Origin of the sequence: Streptomyces sp. NPDC085931, assembly GCF_044540565.1 — a bacterium.
GTDB lineage: Bacteria > Actinomycetota > Actinomycetes > Streptomycetales > Streptomycetaceae > Streptomyces.
This window is the reverse complement of sequence record NZ_JBITSK010000018.1, coordinates 139,710-158,988: the sequence shown is the minus strand read 5'-3', so window position 1 is coordinate 158,988 and position 19,279 is coordinate 139,710. Positions and strand designations below refer to the sequence as shown.

Below are 19,279 nucleotides of genomic sequence, written 5' to 3'. Positions count from 1 at the left end.
ACTCCCCGCGCCCCTACGGGACGTCACCCACCCGGCGCCGCAGTTCCCGGACCTCCGCCCTGAGGCGTTCCACCTCTCTGCCCTTGCGGTAGAGGTCCAGGAAGACGCTGACCTTGGCCCTGAGGACCCACGGGTCGAAGGGCTTGGTCACGTAGTCCGCGGCGCCGGTGGCGTAGCCGCGGAAGGCGTAGCCGGAGTCGTCGTCCGCGCCGGTCAGGAAGATGATCGGCACGTCCCGGGTCTGGGCCAGGCGTTTGATGTGGGCGGCCGTCTCGAAGCCGTCCATGCCGGGCATGCGGACGTCCAGCAGGATCAGGGCGATCGGCCGGCGCAGCAGGGCCTTCATGGCCTCCTCGCCGGAACGGGCGCGCACCAGCGGCTCGTCGAGGGAGGCGAGGACGGCCTGCAGGGCGGTCAGGTTGTCCTCCATGTCGTCGACCAGGAGGATTCCGGCGCGATCGTCGTGGATGCCCGCGTTGCTCATGCCTCTTCTTTCGCGCCGTCCGGGTCCAGCAGTGCGCACACGACCGTCAGCAGCCGGTCGATGTCCACCGGCTTGGGCACGTAGTCGTCGGCGCCCCGGGCGATGGACTTCTCCCGGTCGCCGGGCATCGCCTTGGCGGTCAGCGCCACGATCGGCAGGTCCGCCCAGCGGGGCGTGCGGCGGATGGCGGAGATGGTCTCGTAGCCGTCCATCTCCGGCATCATGATGTCCATCAGGATCAGTTCGACACCGGCGCTGCGCTCCAGCGTCTCGATGCCCTCGCGGCCGTTCTCCGCGTAGAGCACGGTCATGCCGACCCGGCCCAGGACATGCGTGAGGGCGAAGACGTTGCGGATGTCGTCGTCCACGATCAGCACCCGCCGGCCGGGCAGGATCCGGCCCGGCCGGCCGGACGTCCACGCCTCCAGCCTGGCCGGCGCGGGCCAGCCGTCGTCCTGCTCGTGCCCGTCCGGGCCAGTGGAGGGGTGGAGCGGCAGCGGCAGGGCCGCGTGCTCCTCCGGGACCGGCACGGGCACCGTGTGACCGGGGCTGACGACCGGGACGTACAGGGTGAAGGTGGAGCCCTTGCCGGGTTCGCTCTCGGCGACGATCCGGCCCCCGAGCAGGCCCGCGATCTCCCGGCTGATGGACAGGCCGAGCCCGGTGCCGCCGTACTTGCGGTTCGTGGTGCCGTCGGCCTGCTGGAACGCCTCGAAGATCACCGGGAGTTTCTCCGGCGCTATGCCGATGCCCGTGTCGGACACGGCGAAGGCGATGACGTCGCCGGGGTCGCGCAGTGAGCCGCTCTCGGCCTCGCCCGGGCGCGAAGACCCCCGTCGCTGCTCGGCGTCGTGCACGCGGTGCACCCGCAGCTCCACCTTGCCCGTCGCGGTGAACTTGATCGCGTTGGAGAGCAGGTTGCGCAGGATCTGCTGCAGGCGCTGCTCGTCCGAGTACATCTCGCGCGGCACGTCCTCGCCGACCGCCAGCTCGAAGGCCAGCCCCCGGTCGAGGGTGAGCGGGCGGAACGTGGCGTGCACATAGTCGAGCAGCTTGATCAGGGGGAGCCGCTTGGGCCGTACGTCCATCCGGCCGGCCTCGATCTTCGACAGGTCCAGGATGTCGTTGATCAGCTGGAGCAGGTCCGAGCCCGAGCGGTGGATCGTCGTCGCGAACTGCACCTCCTGGTCCGACAGGTGCCCGTCCGGGTTGTCGGAGAGCAGCCGGGCGAGGATCAGCAGGGAGTTCAGCGGGGTGCGCAGCTCGTGCGACATGTTCGCCAGGAACTCCGACTTGTACTGCGAGGACGTGGCCAGCAGGGCGGCCTTCTCCTCCAGTGCGGCGTTGGAGCGCTGCAACTCGCCCTGCTGCTTCTGCAGTTCGTCCGAGCGCTCCTGCAACTGCATGGCCAGGCGCTGGGACTCGCCGAGCAGGGACTCCGTGCGGGAGTTGGCGATGATCGTGTTGATGGCGACGCCGATGGTGTTGACGAACTGGTCGAAGAAGGCCAGGTGCACATCGGAGAAGCGGGAGAAGGAGGCGAGTTCGATGACGCCGAGGAGCTTGTCCTCGAAGAGGATCGGGATGATGACGATGGTGGTCGGCGCAGCCTCGCCGAGACCGCTGTTGATCTTGATGTAGTCGGGCGGGGCGCCCTCCACCAGGATCCGCTTCTTCTCCCGGGCCGCCTGGGCGACCAGGCCGTGCACGGGCAGGCCGCCGGTCTCGACGGTCGCGTCCTGGGCGGCTCCGTAGCCCGCGATGAACGCCAGCCCCTTGGTGGGGACCGCCGCTCCGTCCTCCTCGGGATCGGCCAGGTAGAACGCGCCGTACTGGGCGTTCACCAGCGGCGTCAGCTCTCGGAGTATGAGGTCGGCGACCTCCATCAGGTCCCGGTGGCCCTGCATCAGGGCGGCCAGGCGGGCCAGGTTGGACTCCAGCCAGTCCTTCGCGCGGGTCGTCTCGCGCAGGTTGGCCACCATCAGGTTGATGTTGTCCTTCAGCTCGGCGACCTCACCGCGCGCCTCCACCGTGATCGAGCGGGACATGTCGCCCTGCGCCACGGCCGAGGCGACCTCGGCGATTGCACGGACCTGGGTGGTGAGGTTGAGGGCCAGTTCGTTGACGTTGGTCGTCAGGCGCTTCCAGGTGCCGTAGACGCCCTCCACCCGGGCCTGGCCGCCCAGTTGCCCCTCGGAGCCGACCTCGCGCGCCACGCGCGTGACCTCCGAGGCGAAGGAGGAGAGCGTGTCGACCATGGTGTTGATGGTGGTCTTCAGCTCCAGGATCTCGCCCCGCGCGTCCACGTCGATCTTCCGCGACAGGTCGCCCTGGGCCACGGCCGTGGCGACCTGGGCGATGTTGCGCACCTGGGAGGTGAGGTTGTCCGCCATGTAGTTGACGTTGTCCGTCAGGTCCCGCCAGACGCCCGACACGCCCAGCACCTGGGCCCGGCCGCCGAGCCGCCCGTCCGTGCCGACCTCGCGGGCGACCCGCGTCACCTCGTCGGCGAAGGCGCGCAGCTGCTCCACCATGGTGTTGACGGTGTCCTTCAGTTCGAGGATCTCGCCCCGGGCGTCGACCGTGATCTTCTTCGACAGGTCGCCGTTGGCGACGGCGGTGGTGACCTGGGCGATGTTGCGGACCTGCGAGGTCAGGTTCAGCGCCATGAAGTTGACGTTGTCGGTGAGGTCCTTCCAGACGCCGGAGACGCCCCGGACCTGCGCCTGGCCGCCGAGGTTGCCTTCCGTGCCGACCTCGCGGGCGACGCGGGTGACCTCGTCGGCGAAGGCGGAGAGCTGGTCGACCATCGTGTTGATCGTCGACTTCAGCTCCAGGATCTCGCCCTTCGCCTCCACCGTGATCTTCTTGCCGAGGTCGCCCTGGGCGACGGCGGTGGACACGAGGGCGATGTTGCGGACCTGGGAGGTGAGGTTGTCCGCCATGAAGTTGACGTTGTCGGTGAGGTCCTTCCAGACGCCGGAGACGCCCCGGACCTGGGCCCGGCCGCCGAGGTTGCCCTCCGTGCCGACCTCGCGGGCGACGCGGGTCACTTCGTCGGCGAAGGCGGAGAGCTGGTCGACCATCGTGTTGATCGTCGACTTCAGCTCCAGGATCTCGCCCTGCGCGTCCACCGTGATCTTCTGGGATAGGTCGCCGTTGGCCACGGCCGTCGTCACCTGGGCGATGTTGCGGACCTGCGAGGTCAGGTTCGACGCCATGAAGTTGACGTTGTCGGTGAGGTCCTTCCACACGCCGGACACGCCCCGGACCTGGGCCCGGCCGCCCAGCCGGCCCTCCGTGCCGACCTCGCGGGCGACGCGGGTGACCTCGTCGGCGAAGGCGGAGAGCTGATCGACCATCGTGTTCACGGTCAGCTTCAGTTCGAGCAGCTCACCGGTGGCCTCGACGGTGACCGTGCGGGTCAGGTCGCCGCGCGCCACCGCCGTCGTCACGGCCGCGATGTCCCGCACCTGGGCCGTCAGCCGCGACGCCATCGTGTTGACGGCCTCCGTCACGTCCCGCCAACTGCCCGACAGGCCCTGCACCTTGGCCCGGCCGCCGAGCCGCCCCTCGGTGCCGACCTCGCGGGCGACCCGCGTCACCTCGCCGGTGAACAGGGACAGCTGGTCCACCATCTTGTTCACGGCCCGGCCCATGCGGCGCAGGTCGCCGCGCAACTGCCGGGTCCCGTCGTGCAGATCGACCCGCTGGGTCAGATCGCCGCCGGCCACCGCGTCCAGCACGCGCGTGGCGTTCGCCGCCGGGGCGACCAGGGCGTCGAGCAACTGGTTCACGTCGTCAACGCGGGACGTCCACAGGCCCTGCCCCGGGCTGGCCGACAGCCGCTCGTCGAGGCGGCCGTGGCGCACCAGCTCCCGTCTGACGCGCCGCACCTCGGTGGTGAAGTGGACGCTGCGGTCCATGATCTGGTTGAAGACCGCGGTGAGTTCGCCCACCGTTCCGTGGCCGGTTTCCGGCACCTTGGTGAAGTCGCCGTCGCGGGCGGCGGTCATGGCCGCGAGCAGGGGACGTAGATCGGATGCGCGAATCTGACCGTCTTCGTACCGGTCTTCGACCACAGGAGTAGCACGGTTCTCACTCATGGCGGCCCACTTCGGTAACTCGGCGCTTATGGGCGTGGCCAGTCTGTCACTCTGTCGGCATCGACTGTGGCGTATTCGTACGAACTGCCCGGGGAGCTGCCCATGGGGGCCATTCCGACGCAACGGGAGACCGCTTTCCGTGCCGTCCGTGCCTCAGCTGCGCCTGCACACGGTGGGGAGACGTCCGTGCCCGTTCAGGAGGGGTCCCTCGTCGGGGAACCCGTACCGGCCACGCGCCCGTGCGCGCGGGCGTACGCGACCCTGCCCGGCAGCCCGGTCGCGCCGGGAGCCGCCCGCGCCCTGGTGCGCGAGGCGCTCGCGGAGTGGACCGGGCTCGGCCTGCCCGGCGCCGAGCACGTCACCGACCGCCTGCGCGACGACGCCGCGCTCGTCGTCAGCGAACTCGTCACCAACGCCGTCGTGCACGCCGGCACCGACGTCGAGATGGAGTGCCGGCTGGAGGCCGACGCCCCGCGGACGGCCGCCCTCGTCGTCGAGGTCTGTGACCACCATCCCTCCCGGGCCCCGCGCGGCGGCGAGCCGGATACGCCCCACGACACCCCGGAGTACGGGCGCGGCCTGCGGCTCGTCGGCGCGCTCTCCGAGGCCTGGGGGATCACGTATCGCACGGGCCGGAAGACCGTGTGGGCGCGGCTGCCCGCCGTGGAGAGCGCGGCCGGGGAGCAGATCGAGGCGTACGCCGGGGAGCGCGCGCCGGCGCAGGGGTTACGGGTGGCCGGGATCCTCGCGCCGGAGCCGCCCCTCGCGCCGGAGCCGCCCCTCGCGCCGGAGCCGCCCCTCAGCACGGCGCCGCCTCCCGGTGACGAGGGAGCCGTACGGGAGGCACACCTTCCGCGCACCTTCCCCGATCAGCACAGCTTCCCCGACCAGCACGCCTCCCCGGATGCCCCGCCAGCCCCGCCCGCCCCGTCCGCCCTGCGGGACTGGAGCGATCTGCGGGACTGGCGGGACCGGTACGAGAACCGCGACGGGCGCGACGGGCCCGACGGCTCCTGGCTCGGCCGCGGCGTCCTGTCGTTCCTCGCGGAGGCCTCCGACCTGCTCGCCGGGCAGCTCGACGAGGACCTGGTGGCCGCCCTCGCCGGGCAGCTGATCGTGCCGCGGCTGGCCGACTGGTGCGCGGTCTGGCTGGAGGACGAGGCCACCGGCGGCGGGTGGGGCGGTGGCCCCGGCGGCCCCCGGCTGGCCCGGGTCTGGCACGGCAGCGAGAACCGCATCGAGGAACTGCGCCGGACCCTGGAGAAGGAACCGCCGCCCCCGTCCGACCCCGTGACGTCCGCGCCCGTCGCCTGCCCGTGGCCCGGCGAGGCGCTCGGCGACGCCCCCGGGGAGTCCGGCGCGGCCCTGGCGTACCGGCTGGCCGCCGGGGGACGCCCGCTCGGCACCCTGGTGATCGGGCGGTCCGGCACCGACCGCTTCCCCGACGAGATCACCGGCCTCGTCGAGGACCTCGGCCGCCGGGTGGCGCTGGCCATCGGCGCCGCCCGGCAGTACGCCCGCCAGGCCACCATCAGCGCCGTCCTGCAGCGCGGCCTGCTGCCTGGAGCCGTCGCGGAGATCCCCGGGATGCGCAGCGCCCTCGTCTACGAGCCCTGCGACCAGGGCGGCCCCAGCGGCGACTTCTACGACCTGTTCCCGGCCGGCGACGGCCGCTGGTGCTTCGCCGTCGGCGACGTCCAGGGCAAGGGCCCCGAGGCCGCCGTCGTCATCGGCCTGGCCCGGCCCTGGCTGCGGCTGCTGGCCCGCGAGGGCTACCGGGTCGCCGACGTCCTGGACCGCCTCAACCAGCTCCTGCTCGACGACGCCACGGAGGCCGCGGACGCGGCGGCCCGGGCCCTGGTGGCGGCGGGCGCGCGGCCGACCCCGCCCGGCGACGGGCCGCAGACGCGCTTCTTGTCCCTGCTCTACGGCGAGCTGGTCCCGTTCGACGGCGGGGTCCGCTGCACCGTCGCCTCCGCCGGGCACCCGCTGCCGCTGCGGCTCGGGGCGGGCGGCGAGGTCCACCCCTGCGCGCAGCCGCAGACCCTGCTGGGCGTCGTCGAGGACGCCACGTACACCAGTGAGACCTTCGAGCTGCGCTCGGGCGACACGCTGCTGTGCGTCACCGACGGCGTCACCGAGCGCCGCTCCGGCTCCCGCCAGTTCGACGACGGGGACGGGCTCGCGGCGGCGCTGGCCGGATGCGCGGGGCTCGACGCGGAGCTCATAGCCGAGCGGATCAAGCGGCTCGTGCACGAGTTCGGGGCGCGGCCCCCGGCGGACGATCTGGCGCTGCTGGTGCTCCAGGCGGAGTGAGCCCGCCGGTGCTGGACAATGGAAGGCATGCCTTCCGCTCTCCCCGACGGCGAGCCCGTCCCCGAGGACGGCGCGCTGCCCGCGTCCGCACTCGCCGGGGCCGCCGCCCGCCCGCTCGGGTTCTACCTGCACGTCCCGTACTGCGCGACCCGCTGCGGCTACTGCGACTTCAACACCTACACGGCCACCGAGCTGCGCGGCACCGGCGGGGTGCTCGCCTCCCGGGACAACTACGCCGAGACGCTCGTCGACGAGATCCGCCTGGCCCGCAAGGTCCTGGGGGACGATCCGCGTCCCGTCCGCACGGTGTTCGTGGGCGGCGGCACGCCCACGCTGCTGGACGCCGGTGATCTCGTACGGATGCTCCAGGCCGTGCGGGACGAGTTCGGGCTGGCGGCGGACGCCGAGGTCACGACGGAGGCGAACCCGGAGTCGGTCGACCCGGCCTATCTGGCGGCCCTGCGCGAGGGCGGCTTCAACCGGATCTCCTTCGGGATGCAGAGCGCGCGGCAGCACGTGCTGAAGGTGCTGGACCGCACCCACACGCCCGGGCGGCCGGAGGCGTGCGTGGCGGAGGCCCGGGCGGCCGGGTTCGACCACGTCAACCTGGACCTGATCTACGGCACGCCGGGGGAGTCGGACGAGGACTGGCGGGCCTCGCTGGACGCGGTGCTGGGTGCCGGGCCGGACCATGTCAGCGCCTACGCGCTGATCGTCGAGGAGGGGACGCAGCTGGCGCGGCGGATCCGCCGGGGCGAGGTGCCGATGACCGACGACGACGTCCACGCCGACCGGTACCTGATCGCGGACGAGGTGCTCTCGGGCGCGGGGTTCGAGTGGTACGAGGTGTCGAACTGGGCGACCTCCGCGGCGGGGCGCTGCCTGCACAACGAGCTGTACTGGCGGGGCGCCGACTGGTGGGGGGCCGGGCCGGGGGCGCACAGCCACGTGGGCGGGGTGCGGTGGTGGAACGTGAAGCACCCGGGCGCGTACGCGGCGGCGCTGGCGGCCGGCCGCTCGCCCGGGGCCGGGCGCGAGGTGCTGTCGGAGGAGGACCGGCGGGTCGAGCGGATCCTGCTGGAGCTGCGGCTGCGGGACGGGGTGCCGTTGGCGCTGCTGCGGGAGGAGGGGCTCGCGGCGTCGCGCCGGGCCTTGTCCGACGGGCTGCTCCAGGAGGAGCCGTATGCGCGGGGGCGGGCCGTGCTGACCCTGCGGGGGCGGTTGCTGGCCGACGGCGTGGTGCGCGATCTCGTGGACTGAGGCGTTCAGTCCGCGGGGGCGGTGACGAAGTCGATCAGTTCCTCCACCCGGCCCAGCAGCTCCGGCTCCAGGTCCTTGTAGGAGTGGACCCCCGACAGGATCCGCTGCCACGCCGCGCCCGTGTTCTCCGGCCAGCCCAGGGCCCGGCACACCCCTGTCTTCCAGTCCTGGCCCCTCGGGACGCGGGGCCAGGACGCGATGCCCAGGGACGACGGTTTCACCGCCTCCCAGATGTCGATGTACGGGTGGCCCACCACCAGCGCGTGCTCGCTCGTCACCGACCGGGCGATGCGCCACTCCTTCGAGCCCGGGACGAGGTGGTCGACCAGGACGCCGAGGCGGGCGTCGGGGCCGGGCGCGAAGGACTCGACGATCGACGGGAGGTCGTCCACGCCCTCCAGGTACTCCACCACCACGCCCTCGATGCGCAGGTCGTCGCCCCACACCTTCTCGACCAGCTCGGCGTCGTGCCGGCCCTCCACGTAGATGCGGCCGGCGCGGGCCACGCGCGCGCGTGCGCCGGGCACCGCCACCGAACCGGACGCCGTACGGGCGGGGCGCGCCGGGGCGCCGGACGCGGGGCGGACCAGGGTCACCACCCTGCCCTCCAGCAGGAAGCCGCGCGGCTCCAGCGCGAACACGCGGTGCTTGCCGAAGCGGTCCTCCAGCGTCACCGTGCCGGCCTCGCAGCGGACGACCGCCCCGCAGAAGCCGCTGCCGGGCTCCTCGACGACCAGGCCCGGTTCCGCCGGGACCTCGGGGACCGGCTTGGGCTTCTTCCACGGCGGGGTCAGATCGGTCGAGTACTGGCGCATTCGCATGACGATAGGGAAAGCCGCCGGACGGTCACGACGACACGCCGAAACGCGCCGCCAGCGCGTCCCGCTGGGCCCGGACGAACGCCGCGTCCACCACCGCTCCGTGACCGGGCACGTACAGCGCGTCCTCGCCGCCCAGCGCGAGCAGCCGGTCCAGCGCGGCCGGCCACCGCGCCGGCACCGCGTCCGGGCCCGCCTGCGGCTCGCCCGACTCCTCGACGAGGTCACCGCAGAACACCACCTCCGGATTGCCCGGCACCAGCACCGCCAGGTCGTGCCCGGTGTGGCCCGGGCCGACGTTCGCCAGCAGCACCTGCCGCCCGCCGCCCAGGTCGAGGGTCCACTCGCCGGAGACCAGGTGGCGGGGCGGGACCAGCCGGTCCGCCGACTCGCGCGCGACGGTCTCCGCCAGGCCGTTGCGCACCGCGTCCGCGCACAGCTCCGCGCGGTCCCGCGCCCGGGTCAGCACCGCGTCCACGCCGACCGCGCCGAACACCTCCGCGTCCGTGAACGCCGCCGCTCCGAAGACATGGTCGAAGTGCGGATGGGTCAGCGCGAGATGTGTCACACGGCGACCGGTGAGCGACCGCGCCTGCGCGCGCACCCGCGCGCCCTCGGCCGGGCTCGATCCGGCGTCGATCACCAGGACGGCGCCGGCGCCGGCGACCAGCCCCGCCGTGCAGTCCCACACCGGCAGCCGGCACCGGCCCACCCCGGCGGCCAGGCGCTCCCACCCGGCCTCTTCCCAAGTCACCGTCATACGGCGACGCTAGCGGTGCGGCCCGCCCGGGGCACGACGCCGCACGACCAGCCTTGCCGGAGGCGTACCCCACCGCCGTACACTGGGCCGGGGAACATTGGCACTCGCACGCGCAGAGTGCCAGGCCGTGAACGGCGGGCAACCGGCGGACGACTTCTGGAGGTGTGCGCGATGCTCAGTGAACGCAGGCTTCAGGTGCTGCGCGCCATCGTCCAGGACTACGTCGGCACCGAGGAGCCGGTCGGCTCCAAGGCCCTCACCGAGCGGCACAACCTCGGCGTCTCCCCGGCGACCGTCCGCAACGACATGGCGGCCCTGGAGGACGAGGGATACATCGCCCAGCCGCACACCAGCGCGGGGCGCATCCCCACCGACAAGGGCTACCGCCTGTTCGTGGACAAGCTCGCCGGCGTCAAGCCCATGACCGCCCCCGAGCGGCGCGCGATCCAGAACTTCCTGGAGGGCGCCGTCGACCTCGACGACGTCGTGGCGCGCACGGTACGGCTGCTCGCGCAGCTCACCCGCCAGGTCGCCGTCGTGCAGTACCCGTCGCTGACCCGCTCCACCGTGCGGCACGTGGAGTTGCTCTCCCTGGCGCCCGCGCGGGTGATGCTGGTGCTGATCACGGACACCGGGCGGGTGGAGCAGCGGGTGGTCGACTGCCCGTCGCCCTTCGGCGAGGCCTCGCTCGCGGATCTGCGCGCGCGCCTCAACAGCCGGGTGGCCAACCGCCGTTTCGCGGATGTGCCGAGTCTGGTGGAAGATCTCCCGGAGGCTTTCGAGCACGAGGACCGGGGTACGGTCTCCACGGTGCTCTCCACACTCCTGGAGACGCTCGTCGAGGAGAACGAGGAGCGGCTGATGATCGGCGGCACCGCCAATCTGACCCGCTTCGGTCATGACTTCCCCCTCACGATCCGGCCGGTGCTGGAGGCGCTCGAGGAGCAGGTCGTGCTCCTCAAGCTGCTCGGCGAGGCGAAGGATCCGGGCGTGACCGTCCGTATCGGTCACGAGAACGCCCACGAAGGACTCAACTCCACGTCCGTCGTGTCGGTCGGCTACGGTTCGGGCGGCGAGGCAGTCGCCAAGCTCGGCGTGGTCGGACCGACCCGCATGGACTACCCGGGAACGATGGGAGCGGTACGCGCAGTGGCACGGTACGTCGGACAGATCCTGGCGGAGTCGTAGTGGCCACGGACTACTACGCCGTACTCGGCGTGCGCCGCGACGCGTCGCAGGAAGAGATCAAGAAGGCCTTCCGGCGGCTCGCCCGCGAGCTGCACCCGGACGTCAACCCCGATCCGAAGACCCAGGAGCGGTTCAAGGAGATCAACGCCGCCTACGAGGTGCTCTCGGACCCGCAGAAGAAGCAGGTCTACGACCTCGGCGGCGACCCGCTCTCGCAGTCCGGCGGCGCCGGCGCGGGCGGCTTCGGAGCCGGCGGCTTCGGCAACTTCTCGGACATCATGGACGCCTTCTTCGGCACGGCGTCGCAGCGCGGACCGCGCTCGCGCACCCGCCGCGGCCAGGACGCCATGATCCGTATCGAGGTGGAGCTGGACGAGGCGGCCTTCGGCACGACGAAGGACATCCAGGTCGACACGGCCGTCGTCTGCAACACCTGCAACGGCGAGGGCGCCGCCCCGGGCACGTCCGCGCAGACGTGTGACATGTGCCGCGGCCGCGGTGAGGTCTCGCAGGTGACCCGGTCCTTCCTGGGCCAGGTCATGACGTCCCGCCCCTGCCCGCAGTGCCAGGGCTTCGGCACGGTCGTCCCGACGCCGTGCCCCGAGTGCGCGGGCGACGGCCGGGTGCGGTCCCGCCGGACGCTCACGGTGAAGATCCCGGCCGGCGTCGACAACGGCACGCGCATCCAGCTCGCCGGCGAGGGCGAGGTCGGCCCCGGCGGCGGTCCGGCCGGTGACCTCTACGTCGAGATCCACGAGCTGCCGCACGCGCAGTTCCAGCGCCGCGGCGACGACCTGCACTGCACGGTCACGCTCCCGATGACGGCGGCGGCCCTCGGCACGAAGGTGCCGCTGGAGACGCTCGACGGCCTGGAGGAGGTCGACATCCGCCCGGGCACCCAGTCCGGCCAGTCGATCCCGCTGCACGGCCGGGGCGTCACGCACCTGCGCGGCGGCGGACGCGGCGACCTCATCGTCCACGTCGAGGTCCAGACCCCGACCAAGCTCGACCCCGAGCAGGAGCGCCTGCTGCGCGAACTGTCCAAGCTGCGCGGTGAGGAACGCCCCACGGGCCAGTTCCAGCCGGGCCAGCAGGGCTTGTTCTCGCGGCTGAAGGACGCCTTCAACGGCCGCTGACGCGGCGGGCTCCGAGGGCGCGGAACGGGTAGTTCCTCTGGTCTGTGCCAGGCGGCGGGCCGGTTTCGGAGTTGTCCGGAGGACGTGACAACATGCGGTCATGTCCTCCGCACTGACCGATCTCTTCCCGCTCCCGATCGTGCAGGCCCCCATGGCGGGCGGCGTCTCCGTGCCGAAGCTCGCCGCCGCCGTGTGCGAAGCGGGCGGGCTCGGGTTCCTCGCCGCCGGGTACAAGACCGCCGACGGGATGTACCAGGAGATCAAACAGCTGAGGAGCCTCACCGGCCGCCCCTTCGGGGTCAACCTCTTCATGCCGCAGCCCGAGTACGCCGACCCCGCCGCCGTCGACGTCTACGCCCACCAGCTGGCCGGCGAGGCCACCTGGTACGAGGCCGAGCTGGGCGATCCGGAGAGCGGCCGGGACGACGGCTACGAGACCAAGCTCGCGGTGCTGCGCGACAACCCCGTGCCGGTGGTGTCGTTCCACTTCGGCGTCCCGCACCGCGAGGTGATCGACGCCCTGCACCGCGTCGGCACGTTCGTCCTGGCCACCGCCACCACCCCCGACGAGGCCCGGGCCGTCGAGCGGGCCGGCGCGGACGCCGTCATCGCGCAGGGCGTCGAGGCCGGCGGCCACCAGGGCACCCACCGGGACGTCCCCGAGACGGACGGTTCCGGGCTCGGCCTGCTGACCCTGGTCGCGCAGGTCCGGGAGGCCGTCGGCATCCCGATCATCGCCGCCGGCGGCATCATGCGCGGCGGCCAGATCGCCGCGGTTCTCGCGGCCGGCGCCGCCGCGGCCCAGCTGGGCACGGCCTTCCTCGCCACACACGAGTCCGGCGCGCACGCCCTGCACAAGCAGGCGCTGACCAACCCCCTCTTCGTGCGCACGGAACTGACCCGGGCCTTCTCGGGCCGCCCGGCCCGCGGGCTCGTCAACCGCTTCCTGCGCGAGCACGGCCCCTACGCGCCCGCCGCCTACCCCGAGATCCACCACCTCACCTCGCCGCTGCGCAAGGCCGCCGCCAAGGCCGGGGACGCGCAGGGCATGGCGCTGTGGGCCGGGCAGGGCCACCGGCTGGCGCGCGACCTGCCCGCCGGGCGGCTCACGGAGGTCCTGGCCGGTGAACTCGCCGCCGCCAGGACAGCGTTGTCGGGCGGGGCCGTCCCGGGCGGAGGCCTGCGATGACCGCGCCGGTGTTCGTCGTCGAGCACTTCGACGCGGGCGGCGGCGGCCGGTACGTCCTCGACGGTCCGGAAGGGCGCCACGCCGTCTCCGTGAAGCGGCTGCGGGCCGGGGAGGACGTGATCCTCACCGACGGGGCCGGGCGCTGGGCGGACTGCGTGGTGCTCGGCACCGAGGGCAAGGACCGGCTGATCGTCCAGCTGGACTCGGTGAGCGAGGAGCCGCCGGAGCAGCCGCGGGTGACCGTCGTGCAGGCGCTGCCCAAGGGCGACCGGGGGGAGCTGGCCGTCGAGACCATGACCGAGGTCGGCGTCGACGCCGTCGTGCCGTGGGCGGCGGCCCGCTGCATCACGCAGTGGAAGGGCGACCGCGGGGCCAAGGCGCTCGCCAAGTGGCGGGCCACCGCCCGGGAGGCCGGCAAGCAGTCGCGCCGGGTGCGCTTCCCGGAGGTCGCCGACGCGGCCACGACCAGGCAGGTCGCCGCGCTGCTGCGGGACGCCGACTTCGCCGCGGTGCTCCACGAGAGCGGCGAAGTCCCGCTGGCCACGGCCGCGTTGCCGGCCGCCGGCGAGATCGTCCTGGTCGTGGGGCCCGAGGGGGGTGTGGCGCCGGAGGAGCTGGCGCTGTTCGAGGAGGCGGGCGCCGGGGCGTACCGCCTCGGACGTAGTGTGCTGCGCACCTCGACCGCCGGGACGGCGGCCGCGGCCGTCCTCCTGGCCCGTACCGGCCGCTGGTCCTGAGCCCGCAAGGGCGGCGCACCCGGGAACGGAGCGCCCATCTCGAGGACCCCCAGGGCCACTTGACGGGGCTCCGGGAGGGGCTGCCGCTGCGCGGTTGACGCCTTTGCGCCCTACCGCGCCGCCCCCGTCGATGGCAGGCTGCCCTTCATGGGGGTTTCGAGGAGGTTTTCGCGGGGGCCGCGCGGGCGGCGGCCGGTCGTGGCAGCGGTGTTCGCGGTCGTCGCCGTGGGCGGCGCCGTCGCCTGCGAGCCGGGCGGCGGCATCAGTTCCGCGGCCGTGGCGTACACGACCGACGAGACCGTGACCCGGGAACTCGACCGCCAGAAGGCGGGCGTGCGATGGCTCAGCTGCACCGCCTCCTACGGCGACGGCGGCGGGAACGCGAAGTCGCCCTCGGCGAGCGAGAACACCGTCGCCACCGTCGACTGCCAGGGCGAGACCGACGACGGCAAGGACATCGACGTCGACGGCAAGGTCACCCACGCGGTCGACGGCGCCTGCGTGCGCGGGAACATCACCGCCAAGGTGGACGGCAAGGTCTGGTTCGAGGTCGACGGGCTCGGCGACTGCGACGCCACCAGCCCGCCCCCGGTGGGCGGTCCCACGAACGGCGGCCCGGCCCCCACCGTCACGGTGACGGTCACGCAGACGATCTGGTGCGACCGCTACCCGGACTGCCGCCCTGTCGAGGGCAAGTGATCCGAACCCTGTCCGCGCGGCGCCCGACCTGCATAGGGTGATCAGGTGACATCGCCTGCTTATCTCCGGTTCCCGCACGTGCACGGCGACCTGGTCGCCTTCACCGCCGAGGACGACGTGTGGCTCGCGCCACTCGACGGCGGCCGGGCCTGGCGGGTCAGCGCCGACAACACGCCGGTGACCCACCCCCGCGTCTCGCCCGACGGCACCACCGTCGCCTGGACCTCCACCCGCGACGGCGCCCCGGAGGTGCTCGTCGCCCCGGTCGACGGCGGTCCGGCCAAGCGCCTGACGTACTGGGGCAGTTCGAAGACCCAGGTGCGCGGCTGGACACCCGGCGGCGAGGTGCTGGCGATCAGCTCGCAGGGGCAGGCCAGCCTGCGCCGCACCTGGGCGCGTGCCGTCCCGCTGGACGGCGGCCCGGCCGCCGTCCTGCCGTACGGGCCGGTCGGCGACGTCGCGTACGGGCCGCACACGGTGCTGCTGTCCGCGCCGATGGGGCGCGAGGCGGCCTGGTGGAAGCGGTACCGGGGCGGTACCGCCGGGAAGTTGTGGATCGACCCTGAGGGAGACGGCGAGTTCGTACGGCTCCATGAGGGGCTGGACGGGAACATCGAGTACCCGCTGTGGGTGGGGGACCGGATCGCCTTCCTGTCCGACCACGAGGGCACCGGCGCGCTGTACTCCTCCCTGGCCGACGGCTCCGACCTGCGGCGGCACACCCCGCTCGACGGGTTCTACGCCCGGCACGCCACGACCGACGGCACCCGTGTCGTCTACTCCAGCGCCGGTGAGCTGTGGATCCTGGACGACCTCGACGGGGCCGAGCCGCGCCCGCTCGACGTGCGCCTCGGCGGGCAGCGCGCCGACCTCCAGCCCTTCCCGGTCAACGCCGCCCGCTGGTTCGGCTCCGCGTCCCCGGACCACACCGCGCGGGGCAGCGCCGTCTCCGTGCGCGGCACGGTCCACTGGGTCACCCACCGCTCCGGTCCGGCCCGGGCGCTGGCCGCCACGCCCGGCGTACGGGCCCGGATGCCGCGGACGTTCCGCGCCGACGGCGAGGAGTGGGTGGTGTGGGTGACGGACGCCGAGGGCGACGACGCCCTGGAGTTCGCGCCCGCCACCGGCCTCGCCCCGGGCGCCACTCCGCGCCGGCTCGCCGCCGGGCAGCTCGGCCGCGTGCTGGACCTCGCCATGGCCCCCGACGGCAGCCGGGCCGCCGTCGCCTCCCACGACGGGCGGCTGCTGCTCGTGGAGCGCGAGACCGGCGAGGTGCGGGAGATCGACCGCAGCGAGGACGGCGACGTGTCCGGGCTGGTCTTCTCGCCCGACTCGTCCTGGCTCGCCTGGTCCCACCCCGGCCCGCGGCCCCTGAGCCAGCTCAAGCTCGCCAACACCACCGACCTGTCGGTCACCGAGGCGACCCCGCTGCGCTTCCAGGACTACGCGCCCGCGTTCACGGCGGACGGCAAGCACCTCGCGTTCCTGTCGACCCGCTCCTTCGACCCGGTCTACGACGAGCACGTCTTCGACCTGGCCTTCGTCGAGGGCGCCCGGCCGCACCTCATCACGCTCGCGGCGACCACCCCGTCCCCGTTCGGGCCGCAGCGGCACGGCCGGTCCTTCGAGACGCCCGACCGGGAGGAGACCCCCGACAGCGAGGGCACCCCCACCACCCGGATCGACCTGGAGGGCCTCGCCGACCGCATCGTGCCCTTCCCGGTGGAGGCCGCCCGCTACTCCAACCTGCGGGCCGCCAAGGACGGCGTGCTCTGGCTGCGCCACCCGGTGGCCGGTGTGCTCGGCGCCTCCCGGGCCACGCCCGACGACCCCGAGCCGAAGACCGAGCTGGAGCGCTACGACCTGGCCCAGCAGCGCGTCGAGCATCTCGCCGCCGACGCCGACCACTTCGAGGTCAGCGGCGACGGCAAGCGGGTGCTGCTGTGGACCGACGGACGGCTGAAGGTCGTCCCCAGCGACCGGCGCGCCTCGGGCGACGACGACAGCGACAGCAACATCACCGTCGACCTGGGCCGGGTCCGGCAGATGATCGATCCCGCCGCCGAGTGGCGGCAGATGTTCGACGAGAACGGCCGCATCATGCGGGACCACTTCTGGCGGCCGGACATGAGCGGCGTCGACTGGGCCGGCGTCCTGGACCGCTACCGCCCGCTCGTGGAGCGGCTCGCCACCCACGACGACCTCGTCGACCTGCTCTGGGAGGTCCAGGGCGAACTGGGCACGTCCCACGCCTACGTCACCCCGCGCGGCGGCTCCGGCAACGGCCCCCGCCAGGGCCTGCTCGGCGCCGACCTCTCCCGCCACGAGGACGGCACCTGGCGCGTCGACCGCATCCTGCCCTCGGAGACCTCCGACCCGGACGCCCGCAGCCCGCTGGCCGCACCCGGCGTCGCGGTACGCCCCGGGGACGCCGTCGTGGCGGTCGCCGGGCAGCCCGTCGACCCCGTCACCGGCCCTGGCCCGCTGCTGATCGGCACGGCCAACAAGCCGGTGGAGCTGACCATCTCCCCGGCCGGCGGCGGCGAGCCGCGGCACGCGGTGGTCGTCCCGGTCGCCGACGAGGAGCCGCTGCGCTACCACGCCTGGGTCGCCGACCGCCGCGCCTACGTCCACGAGAAGTCCGGCGGCCGGCTCGGCTATCTGCACGTCCCGGACATGCAGGCGCCCGGCTGGGCCCAGATCCACCGCGACCTGCGCGTCGAGGTGGCCCGCGAGGGCCTGGTCGTCGACGTCCGCGAGAACCGCGGCGGCCACACCTCCCAGCTCGTCGTGGAGAAACTGGCCCGCCGTGTCGTCGGCTGGGACCTGCCCCGCGGCATGCGCGCCGAGAGCTACCCGCGCGACGCGCCCCGCGGCCCGGTCGTCGCCGTCGCCAACGAGTTCTCCGGCTCCGACGGCGACATCGTCAACGCCGCCATCAAGGCCCTCGGCATCGGCCCGGTGGTCGGCACCCGCACCTGGGGCGGCGTCATCGGCATCGACAGCCGTTACCGCCTGGTCGACGGCACCCTGGTCACCCAGCCCAAGTACGCGTTCTGGCTGGAGGGGTACGGCTGGGGCGTGGAGAACCACGGGGTGGATCCCGACGTGGAGGTCGTGCAGAGCCCGCAGGACCACGCGGCGGGCAGGGACCCGCAACTGGACGAGGCGATCCGGCTGGCCCTGGAGGCGCTGGAGGCCAGTCCCGCGAAGACGCCCCCGGCCGTGCCGACCCTGTAGGGGCCGGACCGCCCGCGCCCGACGACGATACGATGCCGACTGCGATCACACCGCCCAGACTTCGGAGGTAACCGAATGGCCGGGGAACCCCAGGACGACTGCCTGTTCTGCAAGATCGTCGCAGGCACCATCCCGGCGACGATCGTCCGCCAGACGGAGACGACGCTCGCGTTCCGCGACATCAACCCCCAGGCTCCCACCCACGTCCTGGTCATCCCCAAGGCGCACTACGAGAACGCCGGTGCCCTCGCCGCCGCCGACCCCGGCCTCACCGCGGACGTGCTCCGCGAGGCCCAGGCCGTCGCGGACGAGGAGAAGCTCGACAGCTACCGCCTCGTGTTCAACACCGGCGGCGGCGCCGGCCAGACCGTCTGGCACGTGCACGGGCACGTGATCGGCGGCCGCGGCCTCCAGTGGCCCCCGGGATAACGCCTTGTCCGTACGTGAACTCGTCGTCCTCGGCACGGCCAGCCAGGTCCCGACCCGGCACCGCAATCACAACGGCTACCTGCTGCGCTGGGACGGCGAGGGCATCCTGTTCGACCCCGGCGAGGGCACGCAGCGCCAGATGCTGCGCGCCGGGGTCGCCGCGCACGACCTGAACCGGATCTGCGTCACGCACTTCCACGGCGACCACAGCCTCGGCCTCGCCGGCGTGATCCAGCGCGTCAACCTCGACCGCGTCACACACCCGGTCACCGCCCACTACCCCCGCTCCGGGCAGCGCTTCTTCGACCGGCTGCGGTACGCCACGGCCTACCGCGAGACCGTCGGCATCACCGAGGCGCCGGTCGACGCCGACGGGCCCCTCGCCCGCACGGGCGGCTACACCCTGGAGGCGCGCAGGCTCTCGCACCCGGTGGAGTCCTACGGCTACCGGCTGGTCGAGCCCGACGGCCGCCGGATGCTGCCCGAGCGGCTCGCCGCGCACGGCGTCAGGGGACCGGACGTGGGCCGCATCCAGCGCGAGGGCTCCCTCGGCGGCGTCTCGCTGGAGGACGTCAGCGAGGTGCGGCGCGGGCAGCGGTTCGCCTTCGTCATGGACACCCGGCTGTGCGACGGCGTGTACGCGCTGGCCGAGGGGTGCGACATGCTCGTCATCGAGTCGACGTTCCTCGACGAGGACGAGCGACTCGCCGTCGAGCACGGCCACCTGACGGCAGGTCAGGCGGCGCGCGCGGCCCGGGAGAGCGGGGTGCGCCACCTGGTGCTGACCCACTTCAGCCAGCGCTACACCGATCCCGACCAGTTCGAGCGGCAGGCGCGGGCCGCCGGGTACGAGGGCGAGCTGACCGTCGCCCACGACCTCCTCCGGGTGCCGCTTCCGAAGCGTCGGTGAAACGCCC

At 73.3% G+C, this 19,279-nt stretch carries 14 protein-coding genes; 10 read left to right on the top strand and 4 right to left on the bottom strand.

Features of this window, described 5'->3' with window-relative positions; genetic code table 11:
• Nucleotides 1-13 precede the first annotated feature (13 nt).
• Both ACIGAN_RS31255 and ACIGAN_RS31250 read right to left on the bottom strand, forming a co-directional pair.
• Nucleotides 14-484 carry a two-component system response regulator gene (locus ACIGAN_RS31255; protein ID WP_399862590.1) on the bottom strand — a complete coding sequence of 157 codons (471 nt, stop codon included), beginning with the start codon at nucleotides 482-484 and terminating at the stop codon, nucleotides 14-16.
• Nucleotides 481-4,590, bottom strand: coding sequence for a HAMP domain-containing protein (locus tag ACIGAN_RS31250; protein ID WP_399862588.1), 4,110 nt, complete (start codon nucleotides 4,588-4,590; stop codon nucleotides 481-483). The genes ACIGAN_RS31255 and ACIGAN_RS31250 overlap by 4 nt, the downstream gene beginning before the upstream one ends.
• A 102-nt stretch (nucleotides 4,591-4,692) precedes the next feature.
• On the opposite strand from ACIGAN_RS31250, the gene ACIGAN_RS31245 reads away from it, so the two are divergent.
• Nucleotides 4,693-6,906, top strand: a complete 2,214-nt coding sequence (locus ACIGAN_RS31245; protein ID WP_399862586.1) for a SpoIIE family protein phosphatase — start codon at nucleotides 4,693-4,695, stop codon at nucleotides 6,904-6,906.
• 27 nt (nucleotides 6,907-6,933) lie between these two features.
• Complete coding sequence (hemW, locus tag ACIGAN_RS31240) at nucleotides 6,934-8,166, top strand: radical SAM family heme chaperone HemW (protein ID WP_399862584.1); 1,233 nt, start codon at nucleotides 6,934-6,936, stop codon at nucleotides 8,164-8,166.
• Nucleotides 8,167-8,171: 5 nt separating this feature from the next.
• Here the strand turns inward: hemW and ACIGAN_RS31235 are convergent, their stop codons facing one another.
• Entirely contained in the window at nucleotides 8,172-8,981 is an 810-nt protein-coding gene (locus ACIGAN_RS31235) for a DUF3097 domain-containing protein (protein WP_399862582.1), read from the bottom strand.
• Between the two features lie 31 nt (nucleotides 8,982-9,012).
• Nucleotides 9,013-9,744 (bottom strand): MBL fold metallo-hydrolase, encoded by a 732-nt coding sequence (locus ACIGAN_RS31230; protein ID WP_399862580.1) that lies wholly within the window; start codon nucleotides 9,742-9,744, stop codon nucleotides 9,013-9,015.
• A 171-nt stretch (nucleotides 9,745-9,915) separates the two neighbouring features.
• On the opposite strand from ACIGAN_RS31230, the gene hrcA reads away from it, so the two are divergent.
• The 8 genes from hrcA to ACIGAN_RS31190 all read left to right on the top strand — a co-directional run bounded on the left by hrcA (nucleotide 9,916) and on the right by ACIGAN_RS31190 (nucleotide 19,272).
• Entirely contained in the window at nucleotides 9,916-10,932 is a 1,017-nt protein-coding gene (gene hrcA, locus ACIGAN_RS31225) for a heat-inducible transcriptional repressor HrcA (protein ID WP_365087954.1), read from the top strand.
• Nucleotides 10,932-12,068, top strand: coding sequence for a molecular chaperone DnaJ (gene dnaJ, locus ACIGAN_RS31220; RefSeq protein WP_333930651.1), 1,137 nt, complete (start codon nucleotides 10,932-10,934; stop codon nucleotides 12,066-12,068). Before hrcA ends, dnaJ begins: the two co-directional genes overlap by 1 nt.
• Before the next feature lie 100 nt (nucleotides 12,069-12,168).
• Nucleotides 12,169-13,257 (top strand): nitronate monooxygenase, encoded by a 1,089-nt coding sequence (locus ACIGAN_RS31215; protein WP_365087955.1) that lies wholly within the window; start codon nucleotides 12,169-12,171, stop codon nucleotides 13,255-13,257.
• A complete protein-coding gene (locus ACIGAN_RS31210) occupies nucleotides 13,254-13,994 on the top strand; it encodes a 16S rRNA (uracil(1498)-N(3))-methyltransferase (RefSeq protein ID WP_365736825.1) in 741 nt (246 codons plus the stop codon). Before ACIGAN_RS31215 ends, ACIGAN_RS31210 begins: the two co-directional genes overlap by 4 nt.
• Before the next feature lie 147 nt (nucleotides 13,995-14,141).
• Nucleotides 14,142-14,693 carry a hypothetical protein gene (locus tag ACIGAN_RS31205; protein WP_365736823.1) on the top strand — a complete coding sequence of 184 codons (552 nt, stop codon included), beginning with the start codon at nucleotides 14,142-14,144 and terminating at the stop codon, nucleotides 14,691-14,693.
• A 90-nt stretch (nucleotides 14,694-14,783) separates the two neighbouring features.
• Nucleotides 14,784-17,933, top strand: a complete 3,150-nt coding sequence (locus tag ACIGAN_RS31200; protein ID WP_399862617.1) for a S41 family peptidase — start codon at nucleotides 14,784-14,786, stop codon at nucleotides 17,931-17,933.
• 75 nt (nucleotides 17,934-18,008) lie between these two features.
• The gene (locus ACIGAN_RS31195) at nucleotides 18,009-18,362 is read left to right on the top strand and encodes a histidine triad nucleotide-binding protein (RefSeq protein ID WP_365087958.1); all 354 of its coding nucleotides are present in this window, start codon (nucleotides 18,009-18,011) and stop codon (nucleotides 18,360-18,362) included.
• Between the two features lie 4 nt (nucleotides 18,363-18,366).
• Nucleotides 18,367-19,272, top strand: coding sequence for a ribonuclease Z (locus ACIGAN_RS31190; protein WP_399862572.1), 906 nt, complete (start codon nucleotides 18,367-18,369; stop codon nucleotides 19,270-19,272).
• Nucleotides 19,273-19,279: the final 7 nt, after the last annotated feature.